The organism is Oleiphilus messinensis, assembly GCF_002162375.1.
GTDB classification, from domain to species: Bacteria; Pseudomonadota; Gammaproteobacteria; order Pseudomonadales; family Oleiphilaceae; genus Oleiphilus; species Oleiphilus messinensis.
Map to the genome: position 1 here is coordinate 4853424 of NZ_CP021425.1, position 18356 is coordinate 4871779.

Genomic DNA, 18356 nt, shown 5'->3' on the forward strand with positions numbered 1-18356 from the left:
GCAGCTGTCTTCCTAACAGGCTTGTTTGACTTGCAAACGCTACTTTTTCTTTTTGGGGGCGATGACCATCATCATTTGCCGACCTTCCATTTTCGGCCGTTGTTCGACTACACCGTACTCAACCAAATCCTGTTCGATTCGTTCGAGCAGCTGCATGCCGATCTCCTGATGAGCCATCTCGCGGCCGCGGTAACGTAACGTCACTTTAGCTTTGTCCCCGTGCTCAAGGAAACGTATCAGGTTGCGTAGTTTTACCTGATAATCCCCTTCTTCCGTCCCTGGTCGTAACTTGATTTCTTTTACTTGAGACTGTTTCTGTTTCTTTTTGGCAGCAGCTTTTTGCTTTTTCTCTTCAAAAATCTTCTTGCCATAATCCATTATTTTGCACACAACCGGATCGGAATCGGCAATCTGGACCAAGTCTAGCCCTTCGCTTGAGGCTGCATCCAAGGCTTCTTGTAGCGGAACGATGCCCACTTGGCTTCCGTCGCTACCTATCAACCTGACTTCAGTAGCTTGAATATTATCGTTTATCGTTGCTTTAGGCGACCGGCCTGTCTGGTTATTGCGCTTAATCGTTAACTCTCCGATTGGGTGCGGCCTTTTCTGTTCATTTCAGCAGCAAGAAGTGCTTGCACTTCTTCTATTGTCATGGAGCCCAAGTCCTCTCCGTGACGTGTACGAACGGCCACAGTATTATTTTCCATCTCCTTATCACCGACAACGAGTAAATAAGGAACCTTGTTTATTGTGTGCTCGCGAATTTTAAATCCGATCTTCTCGTTTCTCAAGTCCGCGATGGCCCGATATCCCATATTTAGCAAATTTTCTGTCATTTTTTGACAATAATCAGCTTGTTTATCGGTGATATTGAGTATAGCAAGTTGTTTAGGTGCTAGCCAAAACGGAAATGCACCTTCGTATTGTTCGATCAAAATTCCAATGAATCGCTCAAATGACCCCAAAACCGCCCGGTGTAACATTACTGGGATTTGGCGACTTTGGTCATCAGAAACAAATTGAGCACCGAGCCTTCCCGGCATTGAAAAATCGACCTGAATCGTACCACACTGCCAGACTCGACCTATGCAATCTTTCAACGAAAACTCAATTTTTGGACCATAGAATGCACCTTCCCCAGGAAGAAGCTCCCAGGCCAGACCTTTTGCATTCAAAGCTTCTTCCAGCGCCGCTTCGGAACGATCCCAAATTTCATCACTACCGACTCGCTTTTCGGGTCGAGTTGATAGTTTAAGCTGCACTTCCTCGAACCCGAAGTCTTTATATACTTCAAATAGCAAATCAATAAAGCGAGACACCTCGTCTTGCATCTGCGCTTCTGTACAGAAAATATGGGCATCATCCTGGGTAAAATTTCGAACCCGCATCAAACCATGTAATGTGCCTGATGGCTCATTACGGTGACAGGAACCAAACTCAGCCAAACGCAAGGGAAGATCCTTGTGACTTTTCAATCCCTGATTGAATATTTGCACATGGCAAGGACAATTCATGGGTTTGACGGCGTAATCACGGTTTTCAGAATGGGTGGTAAACATCATTTCACTGAATTTATCCCAATGACCTGACTTTTCCCACAAAGTACGATCTACTACCTGAGGCGTATGCACTTCTTGATAACCATTACGGTTCAGAATATTACGCATATAGTTCTCAAGTACTTTGTATATCGTCCAGCCATCTGGATGCCAGAACACCATCCCCGGCGCTTCTTCCTGGGTGTGGAATAAATTCAGCTTCTTGGCAATTTTACGGTGATCACGCTTTTCAGCCTCTTCCAGGCGATGGATATACGCTTTCAACTCTTTTTTGTTGGTCCAGGCGGTACCATATACGCGCTGCAGCATCTCGTTATTCGAGTCACCACGCCAGTAAGCCCCTGCAACCTTCATTAACTTGAATGCTTTTAACTTACCGGTACTGGGTACGTGAGGGCCTCGACACAGATCCATCCAGGAGCCCTGACGATAGACCGAAATTTCCTCGCCTTCCGGTAGATCCTGAATGATTTCAACTTTGTACTTTTCACCCATTTTACCGAACGTATCTATGGCCTCTTCTCGAGTCATCAAGACACGTTCAACAGGTAGGTCACTTGCTGCGAGCTCTGCCATCTTGCCTTGAATTTTCTCCAGATCATCTGGAGTGAACGCACGTTCGAAGGCAAAATCGTAGTAGAAACCATCCTCAATAACCGGCCCAATGGTTACTTGCGCCTCAGGGAAAATTTCCTGCGTAGCCATCGCCAGCAAATGCGCCGTAGAGTGTCTGATAACTTCCAAACCCTCTTCGTCGCGCTCGGTAATAATCGCTAACTGCGCATCATGGGAAATTGTGTATGATGTATCAACCAATTTACCGTCAACTCGACCGGCCAATGCGGCTTTGGCAAGGCCTGGACCGATATCATTTGCAACATCGTGAACGGTTACGGAATTTTCGAATTGTCGTTGGCTGCCATCAGGCAAAGTAACTACAGGCATCAGAATGTCCTCTGTTATTCAGTGGTGATCCCTACGAAAGATCACATGATCCATATTGATAAAGGACGGCGATTCTACCAAGTTCCTGATTTCATTTCTATGACATTTCAAAGGGCTTGCTGAATTAACAGACATTAGTCACTATACTGCCTTTCTTGACGCGCAACAAATCACTCTTATAGCCTGACTTCTTTAGCAAACCAGGCATTCTAAAAAGGACAACAACAACGATAAAATGAAAACTATCGCATTCTATAATTTAAAAGGTGGTGTCGGAAAAACCGCAGCAGCGGTCAATATTGCTTACTTGTCTGCCCAGTCGGGCCTGAAAACACTACTGTGGGACTTGGATCCCCAGGGCTCAACCAGCTGGTATTTTGAACACAAACCCCGTTCGAGCTTCAAGTTTTCGAAACTGGTACAGAAAAAAAGCCCGGTTGGAAAAATAATTGAACACACCTCCATCGACAAACTCGATATCATTCCGGCTGATTTATCGATCCGTCACGCGGATGTGCACTTACAGCGACACGGTGAAGATAAAACGGTAAGTGACTGGTTAAAACCGCTCTCGGAAGAATATGCAATGGTTGTCATTGATTGCGCCCCCAATATTTCACGACTTTCAGAGAGTATTTTTGACGCTGTGGATGCGATGTATATTCCGCTCATCCCCACCCACCTTTCAATGCAAACATTTGAGAAAATCATCGAGTTTTTCAAAGATCACGACATGAAGCAGAAAAAACTGCGCCCATTTTTCTCAATGGTTGACCGTCGTAAGTCTTTACACCGTGAATTTTGCCAGAACCCTCCCGTGAAGCTTAAAAAAGTGCTGAGCGGATATATCCCCTACGCAGCGGATATCGAGAGAATGGGAACCGCGAAAGCCCCCATTGGTGCATTTGCACCGCGTTCCGTCGGCGCAATTGCATACAATGAAATGTGGCGAGAGATAAAAGGACAACTGAAACTCTAGTTCGCCCTGGCCCGAATAGCTCCGAATTCATTTCTCCCACCAGCGTCCCGGAACAGATCCGGGCATGCAGGTGGGGATTTATCCAAGCACATCAGGCTTCAGAGGGAGTAAGCTTTTCTTCAGCCTGACCTCGACGTCGATGGAAATACCCGAGAACAAATAAAAATAACAGCGCAGGAATATACATCAATTCTTTTGGCGGCCGACTCAATTGTTGCTGTAGACTTTTAATTTGCCAGTCAAAATCGATGCGAGCCTTCTCCGCTTCACTACCAAAAACCAGATTATCAACAAAAACACCCTGATCCTCGAAGCGCAGTTCCAAGCCCGCATGATACAGTCGCTCCGCCGCATCCCCATCGTCACCGACAGGTAAAATTACGTGCTTGACCACATGCTTGCCGACCAGTGTTTCACCCTCAACAATCATCGTTAGCTTGCTCTGGTCAGGTAACTCATCTATAACATTGAAGATCTCGGAAGCGGGTACATTTTTAAATGGCGGATAAATTTCATCCCACCAAAAGCCAGGGCGGAAGAACGTAAACGCGATCAATAGCAGTGCAATCAATTCCCACCACCTGGTTTTATACATCCAGTAACCTTGGGTCGCAGCAGCAAACACGAGCATCCCCGAAATGGCTCCAAACACAGTCACAATCAACTCAAGGACACTATCAATACCGATCAACAGTAATTGAGTGTTGAAAATGAACATAAAAGGTAGCACGGCAGTACGGATATCATAGGTGAAACCTTGCACCCCGGTCCGTATCGGGTCCGCTCCCGATATCGCAGCGGCAGCGTAGGCGGCAAGCCCGACCGGTGGCGTATCATCCGCCAGAATACCAAAATAGAAAACAAACAAGTGCACTGCTATCAAGGGAACAATAAGCCCGTGCTGCGCACCAAGGGTAACGATCACAGGTGCCATCAACGTTGAGACAACAATATAGTTTGCCGTTGTCGGTAACCCCATCCCCAGAATCAAACTGATGCCTGCGGTGAAGATGAGCATCAACATCATGTTTCCGCCGGAGATGAACTCGACAAACTCAGTCATCACAAGGCCAATCCCGGTGAGTGTAACCGTACCAACCACGATACCCGCTGTCGCTGTTGCAACACCGATTCCAATCATGTTTTGAGCACCTGATACCAGTGCATGAAAACAGTCCCCAAAACCTTCACGAACACGTTCGGCAAGGTTCAATTCACCTCGAAACAGAGCAAACAGGGGGCGCTGTGTGAGGACAATGAAAATCATGCAAATGGTTGCCCAAAAGGCAGATAATGCCGGCGAAAGCTGCTCAACCGCCAACATCCAGACAAGCACAACCACTGGCAGCAGAAAGTGCAACCCGGCTTTTACCGTGGGCCCGACCTCCGGCAAGGATGTGACCTCCTCGTCAGGATCATCCACTTCCAGATCAGGATAGCTGGATGCCAATTTGACCAGCCCGATATAGGCCACCAGAAACGCCGTACTTGCAGCCAGCCAGGTAAAATCACCCGCGACCGTCTTAATCCAGCCGAAACCATAATAGACAATTGCGGTCAGCAGCATCATCCCGATGAATACAGTACTAAATGACAAAAGACGCTGAGCAGCAGTAGGACGATTCTTACGCTGTATCCCCTTCATTTTAAGTTTCAATGCTTCCAGATGAACGATATAAACCAACGCCACATAAGAAATTAACGCTGGTAGAATCGCATGCTTGATAACCTCGAGATAGGAAATACCTACATATTCGACCATCAGGAACGCTGCCGCCCCCATGATCGGTGGAGTAAGTTGTCCATTGGTTGATGCTGCAACTTCAACGGCGCCGGCCTTGGTTGCCGGAAAGCCGACTCGCTTCATCAAGGGGATTGTGAACGTTCCTGTGGTAACGACATTGGCAATTGAAGAACCGGAGATCAAACCACTTAACCCCGAAGACACGACCGCCGCCTTGGCCGGCCCTCCACGCATATGACCCAGTAACGAAAATGCAACCTTTATAAAATAATTTCCAGCCCCTGCTTTTTCAAGCAAGGCACCAAACAGAACAAACAGAAAAACAAAACTGGTGGATACCCCGAGGGCGATCCCGAACACCCCCTCTGTCGATAACCATTGGTGTGACATTGCCTTGGATAAACTTGCACCCTTGTGTGCAATGACTTCCGGCATATGCGGCCCTGCAAAGGTGTACACCAAAAAAACCAGGGCTACAATCATCAACGGTAACCCCAAAGCCCGACGTGTCGCTTCAAGCAACAACACCATTCCGATTACGGCTACAACCACATCCTGGGTAATCGGCGCACCGGCTCGCGTAGCCAGATCATCCTTGAAGACAAGGAGATACATCGCACTCGCAGCAGCAAGTAATGCCAAGCCCCAATCATAGAACGGGATGGCTTTTCCCCGTTGGCTTTTCAGCATGGGGAAAGCAGAGAAGGCAAGAAAAACAGCGAATCCTAAATGAACTGTTTTGGCTTCGTCCTCGGTAAACACACCGAAGTTAAAGCTGAAAGGTAAGGGAGATGCAATCCAGAGTTGGAAGAGAGACCAGCACAACGGGACGATAATCAGTATCGTTGCAGCAATACCGGAAACACCACGCCCTCCAGTCTCCGAGTCGAGTAATTCTTTAATTTTTTCATCGTCTTGGCGTTCAGACATTCCTTTACCTTTCTACTCTAGTTTCGATTAAACGAGCCGGGGCCCACTGAACCGGGCTAACCGAAAACGGGCTTGGATTAAAATCCCGCCCGGCTAACCCAATTCAACCAAGCGTTACATTAAACCCGCTTCTTTGTAGTACTTGGCTGCGCCTGGATGCAATGGTGCAGACAGGCCATCTTTGGTCATCGCTTTCTTATCCAGGTGCTCAAACGCTGGATGTAAGCGCTGGAAGCTGTCAAAGTTTTCGAATACCGCTTTAACGACTTGATAAATGACATCTTCAGGTACGTCGGAAGAACTTACGAACGTTGCTCCCACACCAAAAGTTTTCACGTCATTATCATTACCACGATACATCCCTCCAGGGATAGTTGCTGTGCGGTAGTAAGGATTATCTTTCACCAATTTCTCGGCGGCTTTACCGCTCACTTCCACGATGACACTATCACAGGATGTTGTTGCTTCCTTAATCGCGCCGGATGGGTGCCCTACGGTATAAACCATGGCGTCAATTTTGTTGTCGCACAACGCTTTCGACTGTTCTGATGCTTTAAGCTCCGATGCCAGTTTAAAGACAGAATTATCCCACCCCATTTCGCCCATCAGAACTTCAATCGTGCCACGCTGGCCAGACCCGGGATTACCGATATTGACGCGCTTACCTTTCAGTTGTTCAAACTTAGTTACACCGGAGTCTTTACGGGCAACGACGGTGAACGGCTCAGGATGCAAGGAAAACACTGCTCGCAGTTTCTTGTTTGCACCCGCTTCCTCAAACTTGCTACTGCCATTATAGGCATGGTATTGCCAGTCAGATTGAGCCACGCCCATATCCAACTCACCTTCTTTAATTGCATTGAGGTTATAAATTGACCCACCTGTACTCTCAACGGAACAGCGAATACCGTGCTCCTTTCGGGATTTATTTACAAGGCGACAAATCGCTCCCCCAGCAGGATAGTATACGCCGGTAACGCCCCCGGTTCCGATTGTGATAAAACGCTGTTCCTTGGGGGCAGCCTGCACACCAGCAGCACCGACCAGTGTGATCGACGTAGCCATGACGAATGACGCAATTTTCTTGGTTAGAGCCATTTTAAGCTTCCTTCCTGACCTTTTGTTATGAATGGAAAATAGAAATTTTTATTACAGGTTCCCCCATAATCTAGTCCATTTAAGACGGTAAATAAAGGTGCAAATGTTTTGAACACTAAACTATCGAGGTGTCGAGAGAGGTCTGAAGAGATACCGCCATCCATTCGAAGATTACTATGGCGAGCAACAAAAGAAAACCGGGAGAAATGCAGAAAAACGGATTACCCTGCCCGGAACAGAAAGAATTCCGGGCAAGACAATATTAGCGATACAACTTATATCGGACTTATCAGTAGTGATGTTAATTCAATGCGGCAGCCGCTGCAGCTTCAGCTTGCTTGGCCTTGGCAACCATCTTATCTGGCCGCAACAAGAAACGCGCCAGAGCGGGCAACAACCAGATAGAACCCACCATGTTCCACAAAAACATGAAGAACAACAGAATCCCCATGTCCGCCTGAAACTTGATCGGCGAAAAGATCCAGGTACAAACACCAATCGCGAGCGTAATACCGGTAAAGCTAACCGCCTTGCCTGTTGTCCTCAATGTTTCAAAGTAGGCCTCTTGTAATGGTTTACCCTGCAGCAACATTTGCTCCAGGCGAGTATATATATAGATACCATAATCCACACCAATACCCACCCCCAAGGCTATTACAGGCAAAGTGGCGACTTTGATCCCGATCCCCATTTTTGCCATTAACGCTTCACACAGAACAGAAGTTAACATCAAAGGTACGATAATACAGATGACAGCACGGAGAGACCTGAACGTTAGGAAACAAAGAACACTCACCACGGCATACACGAATATCAACATCATGTCCTTCGCTTTCGAGATAACTTCATTGGTTGCAGATTCAATACCGGCATTACCAGCAGCCAACTTGAACTGGAAGTCATCACTTGGATTCTCGTCAGCAAAAGCTTGAACCTCTGCGACAACCCGCTGCAAGGTCTCTGCCTTATGATCTTCAAGATAGATGATCACTGGTGTCAGTGAGCAGTCGGTATTGATCAAGCCACTCGGTGCTCGCTGGATCGACGAATTGATAATGGTCTGATTACGTGAAAGCTCAAACCATTTCCAGTTTCCTTCATTCAATGCCTTGGTAACGATTTTTGATACCGTGACCAATGAAGCCGTATTCTGTACTCCTGGTGTATTTTGCATCCGCCATTGCAAGCGATCCATTGCATCCATTACTTTATAACTGGTGCACTGCTCTGCGGGGGTTTCGACCATTACAACCAAAACATCCGAACTCGTACTGTAGTTGGAAATGATATATTCGTTATCCAGGTTATAAACTGAATCAGGTCGAAGCTCAGGTGCACCTTTATCCAGATCTCCTATCTTGAGATCTTTTTGATAGTAGGCTCCAAGAGCAAACCCCATCAGTGCAATAAGAACGGAAATCGGGGCAATCGTCGGGTGGGAAAAGTAAGACATTAACTTCCACTTTCGATCCGCTTTCTCACCGTGGTTTTGAACATGGTTAATACCTGAGCGACTGATGCCAACATACGACATAATAATCGGGTGCAATACCAGGTTGGTCACAATGATAATTGCCACCCCGACGCCAGCAGCAACCGCCAGGTCTTTTATGACGTCAATTTTGATGAAAAGAAGAGTTAAAAAGCCCATCGCATCACTGACAAGCGCAAGCATACCGGGAATGTACAGCGCCCTGAATGCCAAACGTGCGGAGGTCATTGCATCAAATCCTTTGGCACTCTCAACGGCCATCGCATTCACAACCTGAACCCCGTGACTGATTCCTATCGCGAATACCAGGAAGGGTACCAATACAGAATAAGGATCTAAACCAAATCCGAGTAATCGAAGTATCCCCATCTGCCAGATAACCGCAATGATCGAGGCAATAATAGGCACTAGCGTACTTTTGAAACAACGGGAATAAATGAGCAAGAAAACAAACGTTAATACGATTGTGATTGCAGCAAACATAGCAATCGACTGGATACCCGCAATCAAATCACCCACTTTTTTCGCGAAGCCAATGATATGAATCTTTACATTAGGGTTTTTTAGCTCGTACTTTTCGCGTATTTTCTTTTCCAGCTCTGGAGAAAATTCCTTGTACTGCAATTTTTCCCCGGTTTCCGGGTTAATTTCAGTCAAGGGTGCCAGAATAATCGTAGATCGAAAGTTATCGGCCACCAGTGACCCGACTTGCCCGGACTTCAGGATATTCTGACGTAGCTTCTCCAAACTGGATTTGCTGCCATCATACCCATTCGGAATCACCGGCCCCCCTTGAAAGCCTTCTTCAGTGACCTCAACCCAGCGCACATTTGGCGTCCAGATGGATTTCAATCCAGCTCGATCAACGCCGGAAAGATAAAAAACTTCATCCGTAATCTCTTTAAGCGTATCCATATACTCTTTGGTAAAGATATCGCCTTCTCGAACGGCCACAGCGATTCGAACGGAGTTACCCAGGTTCTGCAAATCCTCTCGATTTCGGAGCATATTCTGAATAAAAGGATGCTCCAGAGGAATCAATCGCTCCAAACTGGCATCGGGTTGAATTTTAGATGCGTTATACCCTAAAAACAGGGTAAGCAAGAAAAACAGAACGAGTATGATAAATCGGTTGTTAAAAATCAGCCGCTCCAACAGTGGTTCGGCTTTTGGCGTTAGCAAATAGTGCTCGCCTTTGTCATGTTGCGGGTTTGACATGCAAGAATCCCCTTAAAAATGCTGTAAATTGACTGAAATTTTACGGCCTCGGCTTTGAGGCAGGGCAAGTGGTGGAATTACAGATCCAACCCTTTGGAATTTGCGATCATCACCCCTTTTTCCCCAAATAACAGCAATTTCTGATCACGCAATTTAATGACTGAAGTCAACGCCAGTCGGTCTTCCCGCTCAACACCAACGAAAGATTCGCCGCCGTTTTGACTCACCAACACAACACCCGATACACCGACCAATATCACGGTTTTTCCGTCTGCTGCAGTATCCGCGGAGGTCAATGTCACTTCAGATCCGGTGTCTACCGCATCCCAGGTTTCACCCATATCGACCGATCGAAACAGGTTTCCCCGCAATCCAAACGCCAATACTTCATTTACATTTCCAGTTCCCGATATTCCGAACAAGGAACCTTCATAGGGACTTTCAACTGTTTCCCAGGTCTCACCCTCATCCGTCGAACGAAATATGTTTCCCGCCTCACCGGCAATAAAGAGCGCCCCCCCGGTAATCCGGGAAATGGCATTCAAGTGGAAACGTTGCTGATTTTCGATTGAGCCACCCCAGTTTTCCCAGGTTTTTCCGCCATCTATCGTCTTGAAGAAAAAGCCGTACGCGCCAATGACAAACCCAACCCTCTCATCTCTGAACCAAACGTCCAAGAGCGGTTTACTCGCTCCAACTTCGGCATCGGTTTGTGCATCTTCCAGCGCAAATTGAGCATCTTCCAATGCGTAGGTCAGGTCAGCGTTTTCCGGGTCTGCATCGACCCTTTGTTCCAGGTCATCAATCCGGTTTTCGGCACTTGCGATTACCATTTGATTAGCCTGATAACCATCAAACTGCTTGATCCAGGTTTTTCCTGCATCACTCGTTGCCAACACAACTCCGCCATGTCCCACGGCCCAGCCTTTTTGCGGACTGGGAAAATACACCGCTGTCAAAGTTGTCGAGACAGGCACTTCGGCCTGCTCCCAGCTTCGACCACTATCATCGGAAAAAATTATATGACCACGCTCACCAACGGCGACGTAACGTTGACCCGCTTGCGCAACATCCAGTAACAGGGAACTGGTTGCGAGCTCAGTGCTCGTGGCCGGGGTATCCAGAATATCTTGAAGAGCAGCAGCATTGGACACGGGCAATAGCATGCCCATCGCCCCGTACATAATGCCAAACGCGATGCGTTGCACTCGTCGTCTCATAGAAATAGCCTTACATTTACCTTGTTAGTTAAATTGCTTACGGGAGGAAGGCATACTGAAGATGCGATCGGCTTCCGCCCCAATTATTTGCTCTGATATCTATGGCTTGGTGCTCTATCTGTTACAGACTCGCTGTTTTTGTTTTTGCCACTATCGTTTTTTATTACTGTTATTAGATATACAATTTCTAACCATCAATCAATGAGACACAAATCAGTGCTTCATTTTCGATTTTGCTCTAAAAGCGAGCAAAATAACTCACCTAATCCAAAAATGTAGTACGAAGATAAGATAAGTACAAACCTTACATGTGCTATTCGGCCTCTCGTCCCTCCTGTTTTACCTAAATTACCGATATCCGGGTAGATTAGCTAATTGAACAATTTCATTAGCTTGCTGAAATTATCCAAGCCGTATCGCCCATTGAATATACGACTAAAGGTTAAGTGCTTATCTTTTCAGTGGTGCACCCAAACTTCAAAAAAAAAACCAGGACTGCAGTCCTGGTTTTTTGAACTTACAGATTTAAATCCTAGCGACCTCTTCGGCGCAGCTCCCTTGGCTTGAAATAACGAGAGTTAGGAACTTTCGTCTCAAAAACCCGGGTATCGCGCTCTTCGCTATCCAATCCTTGCACATGATAACGACGGGCTTGCAAGTCATAAAACACGTCCAGTGCAGTCCAGACACCTGGGAGTTCGTAAAAGTTCTTTAACATGGCCATGCTGACACGCCATAGCTCTCCTCGAGCATCATACTGATCCACCAGCGCGATATTCCAACTATCTTCATCGATATAAAAGACACGCTTGCTATAAATATGTCGCTCTGTTCCCTTCAGATTGGCTTCAACAACATGAACTCGATGCAATTCCCAACGGGTAAACTGCGGCGCGATGTGCGATACCCCCAAAACATCGGCATATTTGACATCAGGCTGGCTGATTTTATAGTTGTTGTAAGGAATATAAATCTCCTTCAACCCCTTGTACTCCCAGGTATAACGATCTGGAGCGCCGTTAAACATATCCGTATCATCTGCCGTTCGCAGGTTATCGGATGCCGCTATCGGTGAATCGTATGCCAGGTTAGGTGCACGACGAACCCGTCTCTGCCCTTTGTTATAACCCCAGGAGTTCCGAGGCTCGGCGACCTGGTTAATCGTCTCATGTACCAAAATCGCACCACCCGCCAAACGTGCCGGCGCTTTAGTAAATGAGAGATAATAAAATAGTATGTTTTCCAGATCCTTTTCACTGCCCTCAGGATTAAAGAAGTTCCAAAAAACTTCCTGCTGTGAGCTTACCAAAGTGTAATCACCATTGCGCTGCACTGCGACCTCAGACGAGCGGCGAGTCACAAAAACACCACGCCACCGAGTCAAATGATTCCAAATTGCCTGCAGGGCTTTCTCTTGTTTATCGCCAGAGAGGATTGGAAAGGGCACACCACCGTAAGCGTGATCAATACCATTTCCCCCTTTCACCAAGGAGCCGGTTGTCGCGTTCTTCTTGGTGTTTTCGATTACCCAGTCCGGTGCGGTGTGGGTACGGCGGCTTTGATATACCGGCAGCTTGAACGTGGTAGGATAAGTTTTTAACAGCGCCTCTAAGCCCGGGGTCAACTTTTTTTTGTACTTCGATGCATTTTGAGCATCAATTGTAAAGAGCACTTTATCATCCGGGAAAGGATCAGGGTGATGCTGGCCTGGTCTTTTATACGATGCCGGAGCCTTGTTACTATCGAGACCACCATCCCAATCCGGGATAGTACCCTCCTTGTTTCCTTTAACGATAGCGCCAAAGGGGGTTAAATCTTTACCGAGTTGATCTGCCTCTTTTTGAGATACCTTTGCTTGAGCATTAAAGCCAATGAAAGATACCATGAGCACGCTCGTGAGCAGTATTTTCTTTTTGAGCATAATGGTCCCTTGGATTTATTTCGCATTTAACGCGACGACAGCACCTGTTTTTATCATTATGGTTCACGTTATTTCTTAATGGTTCTCGTTTGTTGAATGCTTAACTGCACGCCCAAAACGGAACACGCAACTTTAGTCTCCCTGGAGTACCAGGTCGATGTCGATTTTGTATTAAATATGTTACCGATTATAAAATCGGGCCACATCACAAATACTTGTAGCAGAACTTAAGCATCTGTCTATAGGGCCCTTTGATTCAGAATTAAGCATCGACGAGACTTTTAGATACCACTTCGAACAAATCCGGAGACAATTTCCCCCCCGATTTAATTCTCTGCAATGCCAACTTCATTTGCCCCTGACGAACTTCCGAATACTTTCTCCAACGGGTCAATGGTGTAACCAGTCGGGATGCAATCTGAGGGTTTAGGGCATCCAGCTGAATGACTTGATCCGCCAAAAACTCGTAGCCACTACCATCTTCCGCATGAAAACAGGTCAGGTTCTGGTTGGCAAATACACCAATTACCGAACGTGTCTTATTTGGATTCCGAATATCAAATGCGGCATGCTGCATTAACGCTTTAATCGCCTGAAGATGCCCGGTTTTCGGGTTACCTGACTGCAATGAAAACCACTGTTCAACGACCTGGTTATCACTTTGCCACTGATCGTAGAAGGAACTCAACGCCTGTGCCCGATCATTCTCGAATGGAGAGTGCACCAACGCTGCCAGCGCACCTATCTGATCCGTCATATTGCTGGCCGCCTGAAACTGATCCAGAGCCCATTGAAGGGCCTCCTCGTCTCCGGTCTTCAACAACATTTGCAGAGCAGTATTGCGTAAGGTTCGCTTCGCAATCGAGAGCGCATCAACGGCGTAGGCCTCTGATGATTGGACATTTCGCTGGAAGCAAGCTTTCAACTCTTCCCGTAGTGCTCCTCCCAGCTTCTCCTGCGTGATCTCCCGCACCTGATGGATCAACTGAACATCAGCTTCGTCAGCCAACTCAATCAAATATTGTTCCGTAGGCAAAGACAACATTTTCGCGATTAACGCCTGATCGGTTTCGGTATCGTTTATAACCTTCCGGTAAGCCTCAATGAGAATTTCCGGTACGTCACGGCTACCATCAGAGATCATGTTCTGCATGACCACTATTGCAAGCTTTTGCCCCGCATCCCAGCGGTTGAAGCCATCACTGTCATGGGACATTAAAAACTTGAGCTGCTCCAGAGACCAGTTGTATTCAAGTCGAACCGGTGCGGAGAATCCACGCAACAACGAAGGCACTGGTTGCGCCTCAATATTCTGAAACACCAAACTTTGCTCCGGCTCAGTTAAATGCAGCACTTGAGTAGTCGCACCATTTGGCAAGGCAATATCCTGACCGGAAGCATCCAACAGGCCGATTGCAAAAGGGATATGAAAGGGTAACTTCTCAGTCTGCTGTGGTGTCGCTGGACAGGACTGCCGGAAGGTAAGACGATATTCCCGCGTATCAGGATCATAAAAATCCGTGACCCGGATTACCGGGGTTCCAGCCTGCTCATACCAACGCTTGAACTGGGTCAAATCGATCCCGCTCACCTCTTCCATACAAGCTACAAAATCATCCGTTGTTACTGCTTGCCCATCAAACCTGGAAAAGTATAAATCCGATCCTTGTCGAAACTTTTCGGCTCCCAACAAGGTGTGAATCATGCGCACTACTTCGGCGCCTTTTTCATAAACCGTCAGCGTGTAGAAATTGGATATCTCGATAAAGGACGCAGGTCGCACCGGGTGCGACATGGGGCCCGCATCTTCCGCGAACTGAGCGGTTCGTAAAACGGTTACATCCTCAATTCGCTTGACCGTGTCTGAGCCCATATCGGCTGAAAATTGCGCATCCCGGAAAACGGTGAAGCCTTCTTTCAAACTCAGCTGAAACCAATCACGGCAGGTTACTCGATTGCCAGACCAGTTATGAAAATACTCGTGTGCGACGATCGCTTCTATGCGCTGATAGCCGTTATCGGTTGTTGTCTCCGGTTTCGCCAACACACAGGAAGAATTGAATATATTCAACCCCTTGTTTTCCATCGCCCCCATGTTGAAATCATCAACCGCAACGATCATAAACACATCCAGATCGTACTCGCGACCATAAACATCCTCATCCCAAGCCATCGACTTTTTCAACGATATTAAACCATGGTCGCATTTATTGGCATTTCGATGCTCCACATACATCCGTAGCTCGACCTCGCGGCCAGATGATGTTACAAATACATCTTTCTGACAATGCAAATCACCGGCGACCAACGCAAACAAGTAACACGGCTTACGATGAGGGTCTTCCCATACCGCAAAATGCCGTCCGTCTTCTAATACCCCTGCTTCTACTTCGTTTCCATTCGACAACAAAACGGGATAAAGGGATTGATCTGCGCGGATAGTGGTTCGAAACAAAGACATGACATCCGGCCTGTCAATGTAGTAGGTAATCCGACGAAACCCTTCTGCTTCACATTGAGTGCAAAACATGGTCGAAGATTTGTACAGGCCTTCTAGGCAGGTATTTTCCTGAGGTTTAATCCAGACCTGCGTTTCCAGCTCAAACTCGTCAGGTACATCACGAACCTCCAGATGCTCCCCTTCAACCGAGTAACGCTCTGCGTCAACCTCAACCCCGTCGATCATAATAGACCTGAGCTCAAGCTCAACACCATCCAGAACCAGAGACGCCCTGGCATTATCAGAATCAGGGTTGCGACGCAATTTCAAACGAGATACCACCTGCGCCCCCTCTTCATACAGATCAAACTCGAGTTCCGTATGATCAACTAAAAATGCAGGGGGACGATAATCTCTGAGGTAAATAGGCTGTGGTTGTGCTTCTTTCATTATATTGGTCCTGATTTTTTAATCCTGAAATAGAGATTCTCTATGTCTGGCTAGCGGGTTACGCCAAAAGATCTATCGCATAGGATGTAAATTTTCGAATATTCAGGCACCCAGTGTCCAATATGAGATATTGACCCTTGATACCCTGCAAGGTTCCCTCCACGGTCGGAGTTTTATCAAAGTTGAATGAAGTTACTTTTGTTGGCCATACCTCAACCGGGTATTGAATGTTGACCACATCGGCCTTATCCAGGAATTGGATTTCACCATCGGTTTCGCTGTCCAGTGCAGCGATTTTATCCTGAACCTGCTCAACCAGCTCATTTCTCGCTTCGTGCATATCAAGCTGATCTGCATTTCCTTTGAGCATGGCACGCCAATTGGTTCGATCTGTCACGACATCCTTGAATATCACCTCTACACGGCCTGACAGGTAACGGCTTGAGACTCTGAACATAGGAAGAGCCTGAGTCGCCCCCTGATCAATCCAGCGGGTTGGCACTTGAGTGTGGCGGGTTATTCCGACCTTTAAACCAGAAGAATTTGCCAGATATACAATATGATCCACCATACAGTTCGCGGTTCCCCAGTCGGGTTCCCGACAGGTTCCTGCCGCAAAATGACATTTTTCCGGACTCATAATGCAGGTATCACAGGCCGCCAGTCGAGTAAAACAAGGATAGCAAAACCCTTGGGCAAAGCTTTTTTTAGTCGCTCGCCCACAGGCACAACACGCGATATTTCCCTGATACTGGAGCGAAATAGGCTGTCCAATCAATTCATTTAAATTTAACGTTGCCTCATCGGTGTCCAATGAGTAGTGCACAGGATTATCCAGCTTGGCCTTCATTTTGGCCAAAGAACCGCTGAACAGCTTCTCCAAAACAACCCCCTATATTGTTTTGTTTGCGAATTCGTAACACACAGATGTCTTCTTTTATGTGCATACGATACGGAATTGATTAATTTTTGTCGGCAAACTAGTGCGTCGTTTTGGAGTCAGGAATGGACAAGATCTGGGCCTCGTCCTGAGCTTCCTTTTTGCTCCGATCAATAAACCCTAACCTCTCCCCCTCGGAAAAATCATGCAGGTTTTCATAGTGCATAATGGCCTGCATGCAATGCTCTTTCTGCTCTCGTGTCAGCTTGGTGCCATCAGGCCAGCGCCCGAGCTCAAGCGCCGTTTTCAAGTTGGTGTAGATTTCAGGTGTAATACTTCGGATCAGATTTTCTAACTTCATGGCTACGTTATTACCAGGCGATAAGCTGAATTGTTGACCCAGCATGGTATCACAGCTTGAAAATACTACCAATTACAGCAATTTTTTGACACGCGGAAACTGAATTTTGAGGGAAAAACAATGCAAGCGTAGGGGGCAGTCATATATTCATGACTGCAACAAAGTCCCGATAGCTCTACAAATACCTAAGTACCTAAGTATCTAAATACCTACGGATGCAGTAACTGTTGCTCGGAATCCTGGCCTCGGCGGGAAGGTAACAATGCCAGCAACAAGCCGCTTAATAAACCGATTAAATGTGCGGAATTGGCCATTTTCCCGACATAAGCGTCAGCCCAACCTGTGTAGCCCAGCAACAACCATCCGATAATAAAGATAAACAGCCCGTCAGGCACTCTGAAAACCGGCCTGAAGCGGCGATCGTAAAACCAGCAGTACCCGAACAATGCGTACACGACCCCTGACATGCCGCCAAAAAGCTGATCGGATTCCAGGTATTGCCCGATATTGGACAATATCGCACTGAACATAAAAATGAGCAAAAAGCGCTGGCGACCTTGTTTTATCTCAACCATGGCTCCGAGATACCAAAGCCACATCATATTGAACAAAATATGCATCATACTGAAGTGCAGAAATGCAGGCGTCAAAAACCGCCATAATTGGCCCTCAGTGATATTTAAGAGAATCACATCCAAGCGCTGACGAATGGTATCATCAACAACATGAAATGGATCTGCGAAGGTAAGCGCTCGCAGAACAGGGCCACCAGATCCCAAACTGGTAATTAACGCCACAAAGGCACAGATGGCAATCAAGCCTGCCACAACCCACGCTTGGGCAGGTCGGGTAACCGTATGCCATTTAGCGATCTCCAGTGGCCGGCTTTTATGCTCAACTTCGGATCGGACCGTAGTGCGAAACTCCGGATCCGTGCTATAACGCATCAGCACAGATTGCACATCACGGGCCATCGAATTATCAACATAGACAACCTGAACACCGCGCTCTTCAACGACTCTGATGCTCACCCGATGGAGTATGATCCAGCGCACAAAGAATCGGAGATCTTCATCAACGGGTAACTCCGCAATTTTTTGCAAGATTCAACTCTCCGAA

The 18356-nt window shown here is 47.0% G+C and carries 12 protein-coding genes; 1 reads left to right on the plus strand and 11 read right to left on the minus strand.

Features of this window, described 5'->3' with window-relative positions:
• Nucleotides 1-39: 39 nt before the first annotated feature.
• Together infC and thrS are read right to left on the minus strand one after the other, a co-directional pair.
• The gene (gene infC, locus OLMES_RS20985; protein ID WP_456299505.1) at nucleotides 40-591 is read right to left on the minus strand and encodes a translation initiation factor IF-3; all 552 of its coding nucleotides are present in this window, start codon (nucleotides 589-591) and stop codon (nucleotides 40-42) included.
• On the minus strand, nucleotides 579-2504 hold the full coding sequence (thrS, locus tag OLMES_RS20990) for a threonine--tRNA ligase (RefSeq protein WP_087463068.1): 1926 nt from the start codon (nucleotides 2502-2504) through the stop codon (nucleotides 579-581). Before thrS ends, infC begins: the two co-directional genes overlap by 13 nt.
• A 235-nt stretch (nucleotides 2505-2739) precedes the next feature.
• Between thrS and OLMES_RS20995 the strand changes: the two genes are divergently transcribed.
• Complete coding sequence (locus OLMES_RS20995) at nucleotides 2740-3483, plus strand: ParA family protein (RefSeq protein WP_087463069.1); 744 nt, start codon at nucleotides 2740-2742, stop codon at nucleotides 3481-3483.
• Between the two features lie 91 nt (nucleotides 3484-3574).
• On the opposite strand, the gene OLMES_RS21000 is transcribed toward OLMES_RS20995, so the two are convergent.
• From OLMES_RS21000 to OLMES_RS21040, 9 genes are all read right to left on the minus strand, one after another.
• Nucleotides 3575-6157, minus strand: a complete 2583-nt coding sequence (locus tag OLMES_RS21000) for a TRAP transporter permease (protein ID WP_087463070.1) — start codon at nucleotides 6155-6157, stop codon at nucleotides 3575-3577.
• Nucleotides 6158-6271: 114 nt separating this feature from the next.
• Nucleotides 6272-7255 carry a TAXI family TRAP transporter solute-binding subunit gene (locus tag OLMES_RS21005; protein ID WP_087463071.1) on the minus strand — a complete coding sequence of 328 codons (984 nt, stop codon included), beginning with the start codon at nucleotides 7253-7255 and terminating at the stop codon, nucleotides 6272-6274.
• 301 nt (nucleotides 7256-7556) lie between these two features.
• The gene (locus tag OLMES_RS21010) at nucleotides 7557-9965 is read right to left on the minus strand and encodes an efflux RND transporter permease subunit (RefSeq protein WP_087463072.1); all 2409 of its coding nucleotides are present in this window, start codon (nucleotides 9963-9965) and stop codon (nucleotides 7557-7559) included.
• A 77-nt stretch (nucleotides 9966-10042) separates the two neighbouring features.
• Nucleotides 10043-11185: a WD40/YVTN/BNR-like repeat-containing protein gene (locus OLMES_RS21015; RefSeq protein ID WP_232465160.1), complete on the minus strand. Its 1143-nt coding sequence runs from the start codon at nucleotides 11183-11185 to the stop codon at nucleotides 10043-10045.
• Between the two features lie 532 nt (nucleotides 11186-11717).
• Nucleotides 11718-13106, minus strand: a complete 1389-nt coding sequence (locus tag OLMES_RS21020) for a DUF1329 domain-containing protein (RefSeq protein ID WP_087463073.1) — start codon at nucleotides 13104-13106, stop codon at nucleotides 11718-11720.
• 262 nt (nucleotides 13107-13368) lie between these two features.
• On the minus strand, nucleotides 13369-15996 hold the full coding sequence (gene pepN / locus OLMES_RS21025) for an aminopeptidase N (protein ID WP_087463074.1): 2628 nt from the start codon (nucleotides 15994-15996) through the stop codon (nucleotides 13369-13371).
• Between the two features lie 58 nt (nucleotides 15997-16054).
• Nucleotides 16055-16879 carry a DUF2797 domain-containing protein gene (locus tag OLMES_RS21030; RefSeq protein ID WP_087463075.1) on the minus strand — a complete coding sequence of 275 codons (825 nt, stop codon included), beginning with the start codon at nucleotides 16877-16879 and terminating at the stop codon, nucleotides 16055-16057.
• A gap of 97 nt (nucleotides 16880-16976) precedes the next feature.
• Nucleotides 16977-17237 carry a YeaC family protein gene (locus OLMES_RS21035; RefSeq protein ID WP_087463076.1) on the minus strand — a complete coding sequence of 87 codons (261 nt, stop codon included), beginning with the start codon at nucleotides 17235-17237 and terminating at the stop codon, nucleotides 16977-16979.
• A 209-nt stretch (nucleotides 17238-17446) separates the two neighbouring features.
• Complete coding sequence (locus OLMES_RS21040; RefSeq protein WP_087463077.1) at nucleotides 17447-18340, minus strand: rhomboid family intramembrane serine protease; 894 nt, start codon at nucleotides 18338-18340, stop codon at nucleotides 17447-17449.
• Nucleotides 18341-18356: the final 16 nt, after the last annotated feature.

Excerpts from the sequence above, each read along its gene's own strand:
- thrS (WP_087463068.1), bottom strand. The coding sequence starts at position 2,504 with ATGCCTGTAGTTACTTTGCCTGATGGCAGCCAACGACAATTCGAAAAT.
- OLMES_RS20995 (WP_087463069.1), top strand. The coding sequence starts at position 2,740 with ATGAAAACTATCGCATTCTATAATTTAAAAGGTGGTGTCGGAAAAACC.
- OLMES_RS21000 (WP_087463070.1), bottom strand. The coding sequence starts at position 6,157 with ATGTCTGAACGCCAAGACGATGAAAAAATTAAAGAATTACTCGACTCG.
- OLMES_RS21005 (WP_087463071.1), bottom strand. The coding sequence starts at position 7,255 with ATGGCTCTAACCAAGAAAATTGCGTCATTCGTCATGGCTACGTCGATC.
- OLMES_RS21010 (WP_087463072.1), bottom strand. The coding sequence starts at position 9,965 with ATGTCAAACCCGCAACATGACAAAGGCGAGCACTATTTGCTAACGCCA.
- OLMES_RS21015 (WP_232465160.1), bottom strand. The coding sequence starts at position 11,185 with ATGAGACGACGAGTGCAACGCATCGCGTTTGGCATTATGTACGGGGCG.
- OLMES_RS21020 (WP_087463073.1), bottom strand. The coding sequence starts at position 13,106 with ATGCTCAAAAAGAAAATACTGCTCACGAGCGTGCTCATGGTATCTTTC.
- pepN (WP_087463074.1), bottom strand. The coding sequence starts at position 15,996 with ATGAAAGAAGCACAACCACAGCCTATTTACCTCAGAGATTATCGTCCC.
- OLMES_RS21035 (WP_087463076.1), bottom strand. The coding sequence starts at position 17,237 with ATGAAGTTAGAAAATCTGATCCGAAGTATTACACCTGAAATCTACACC.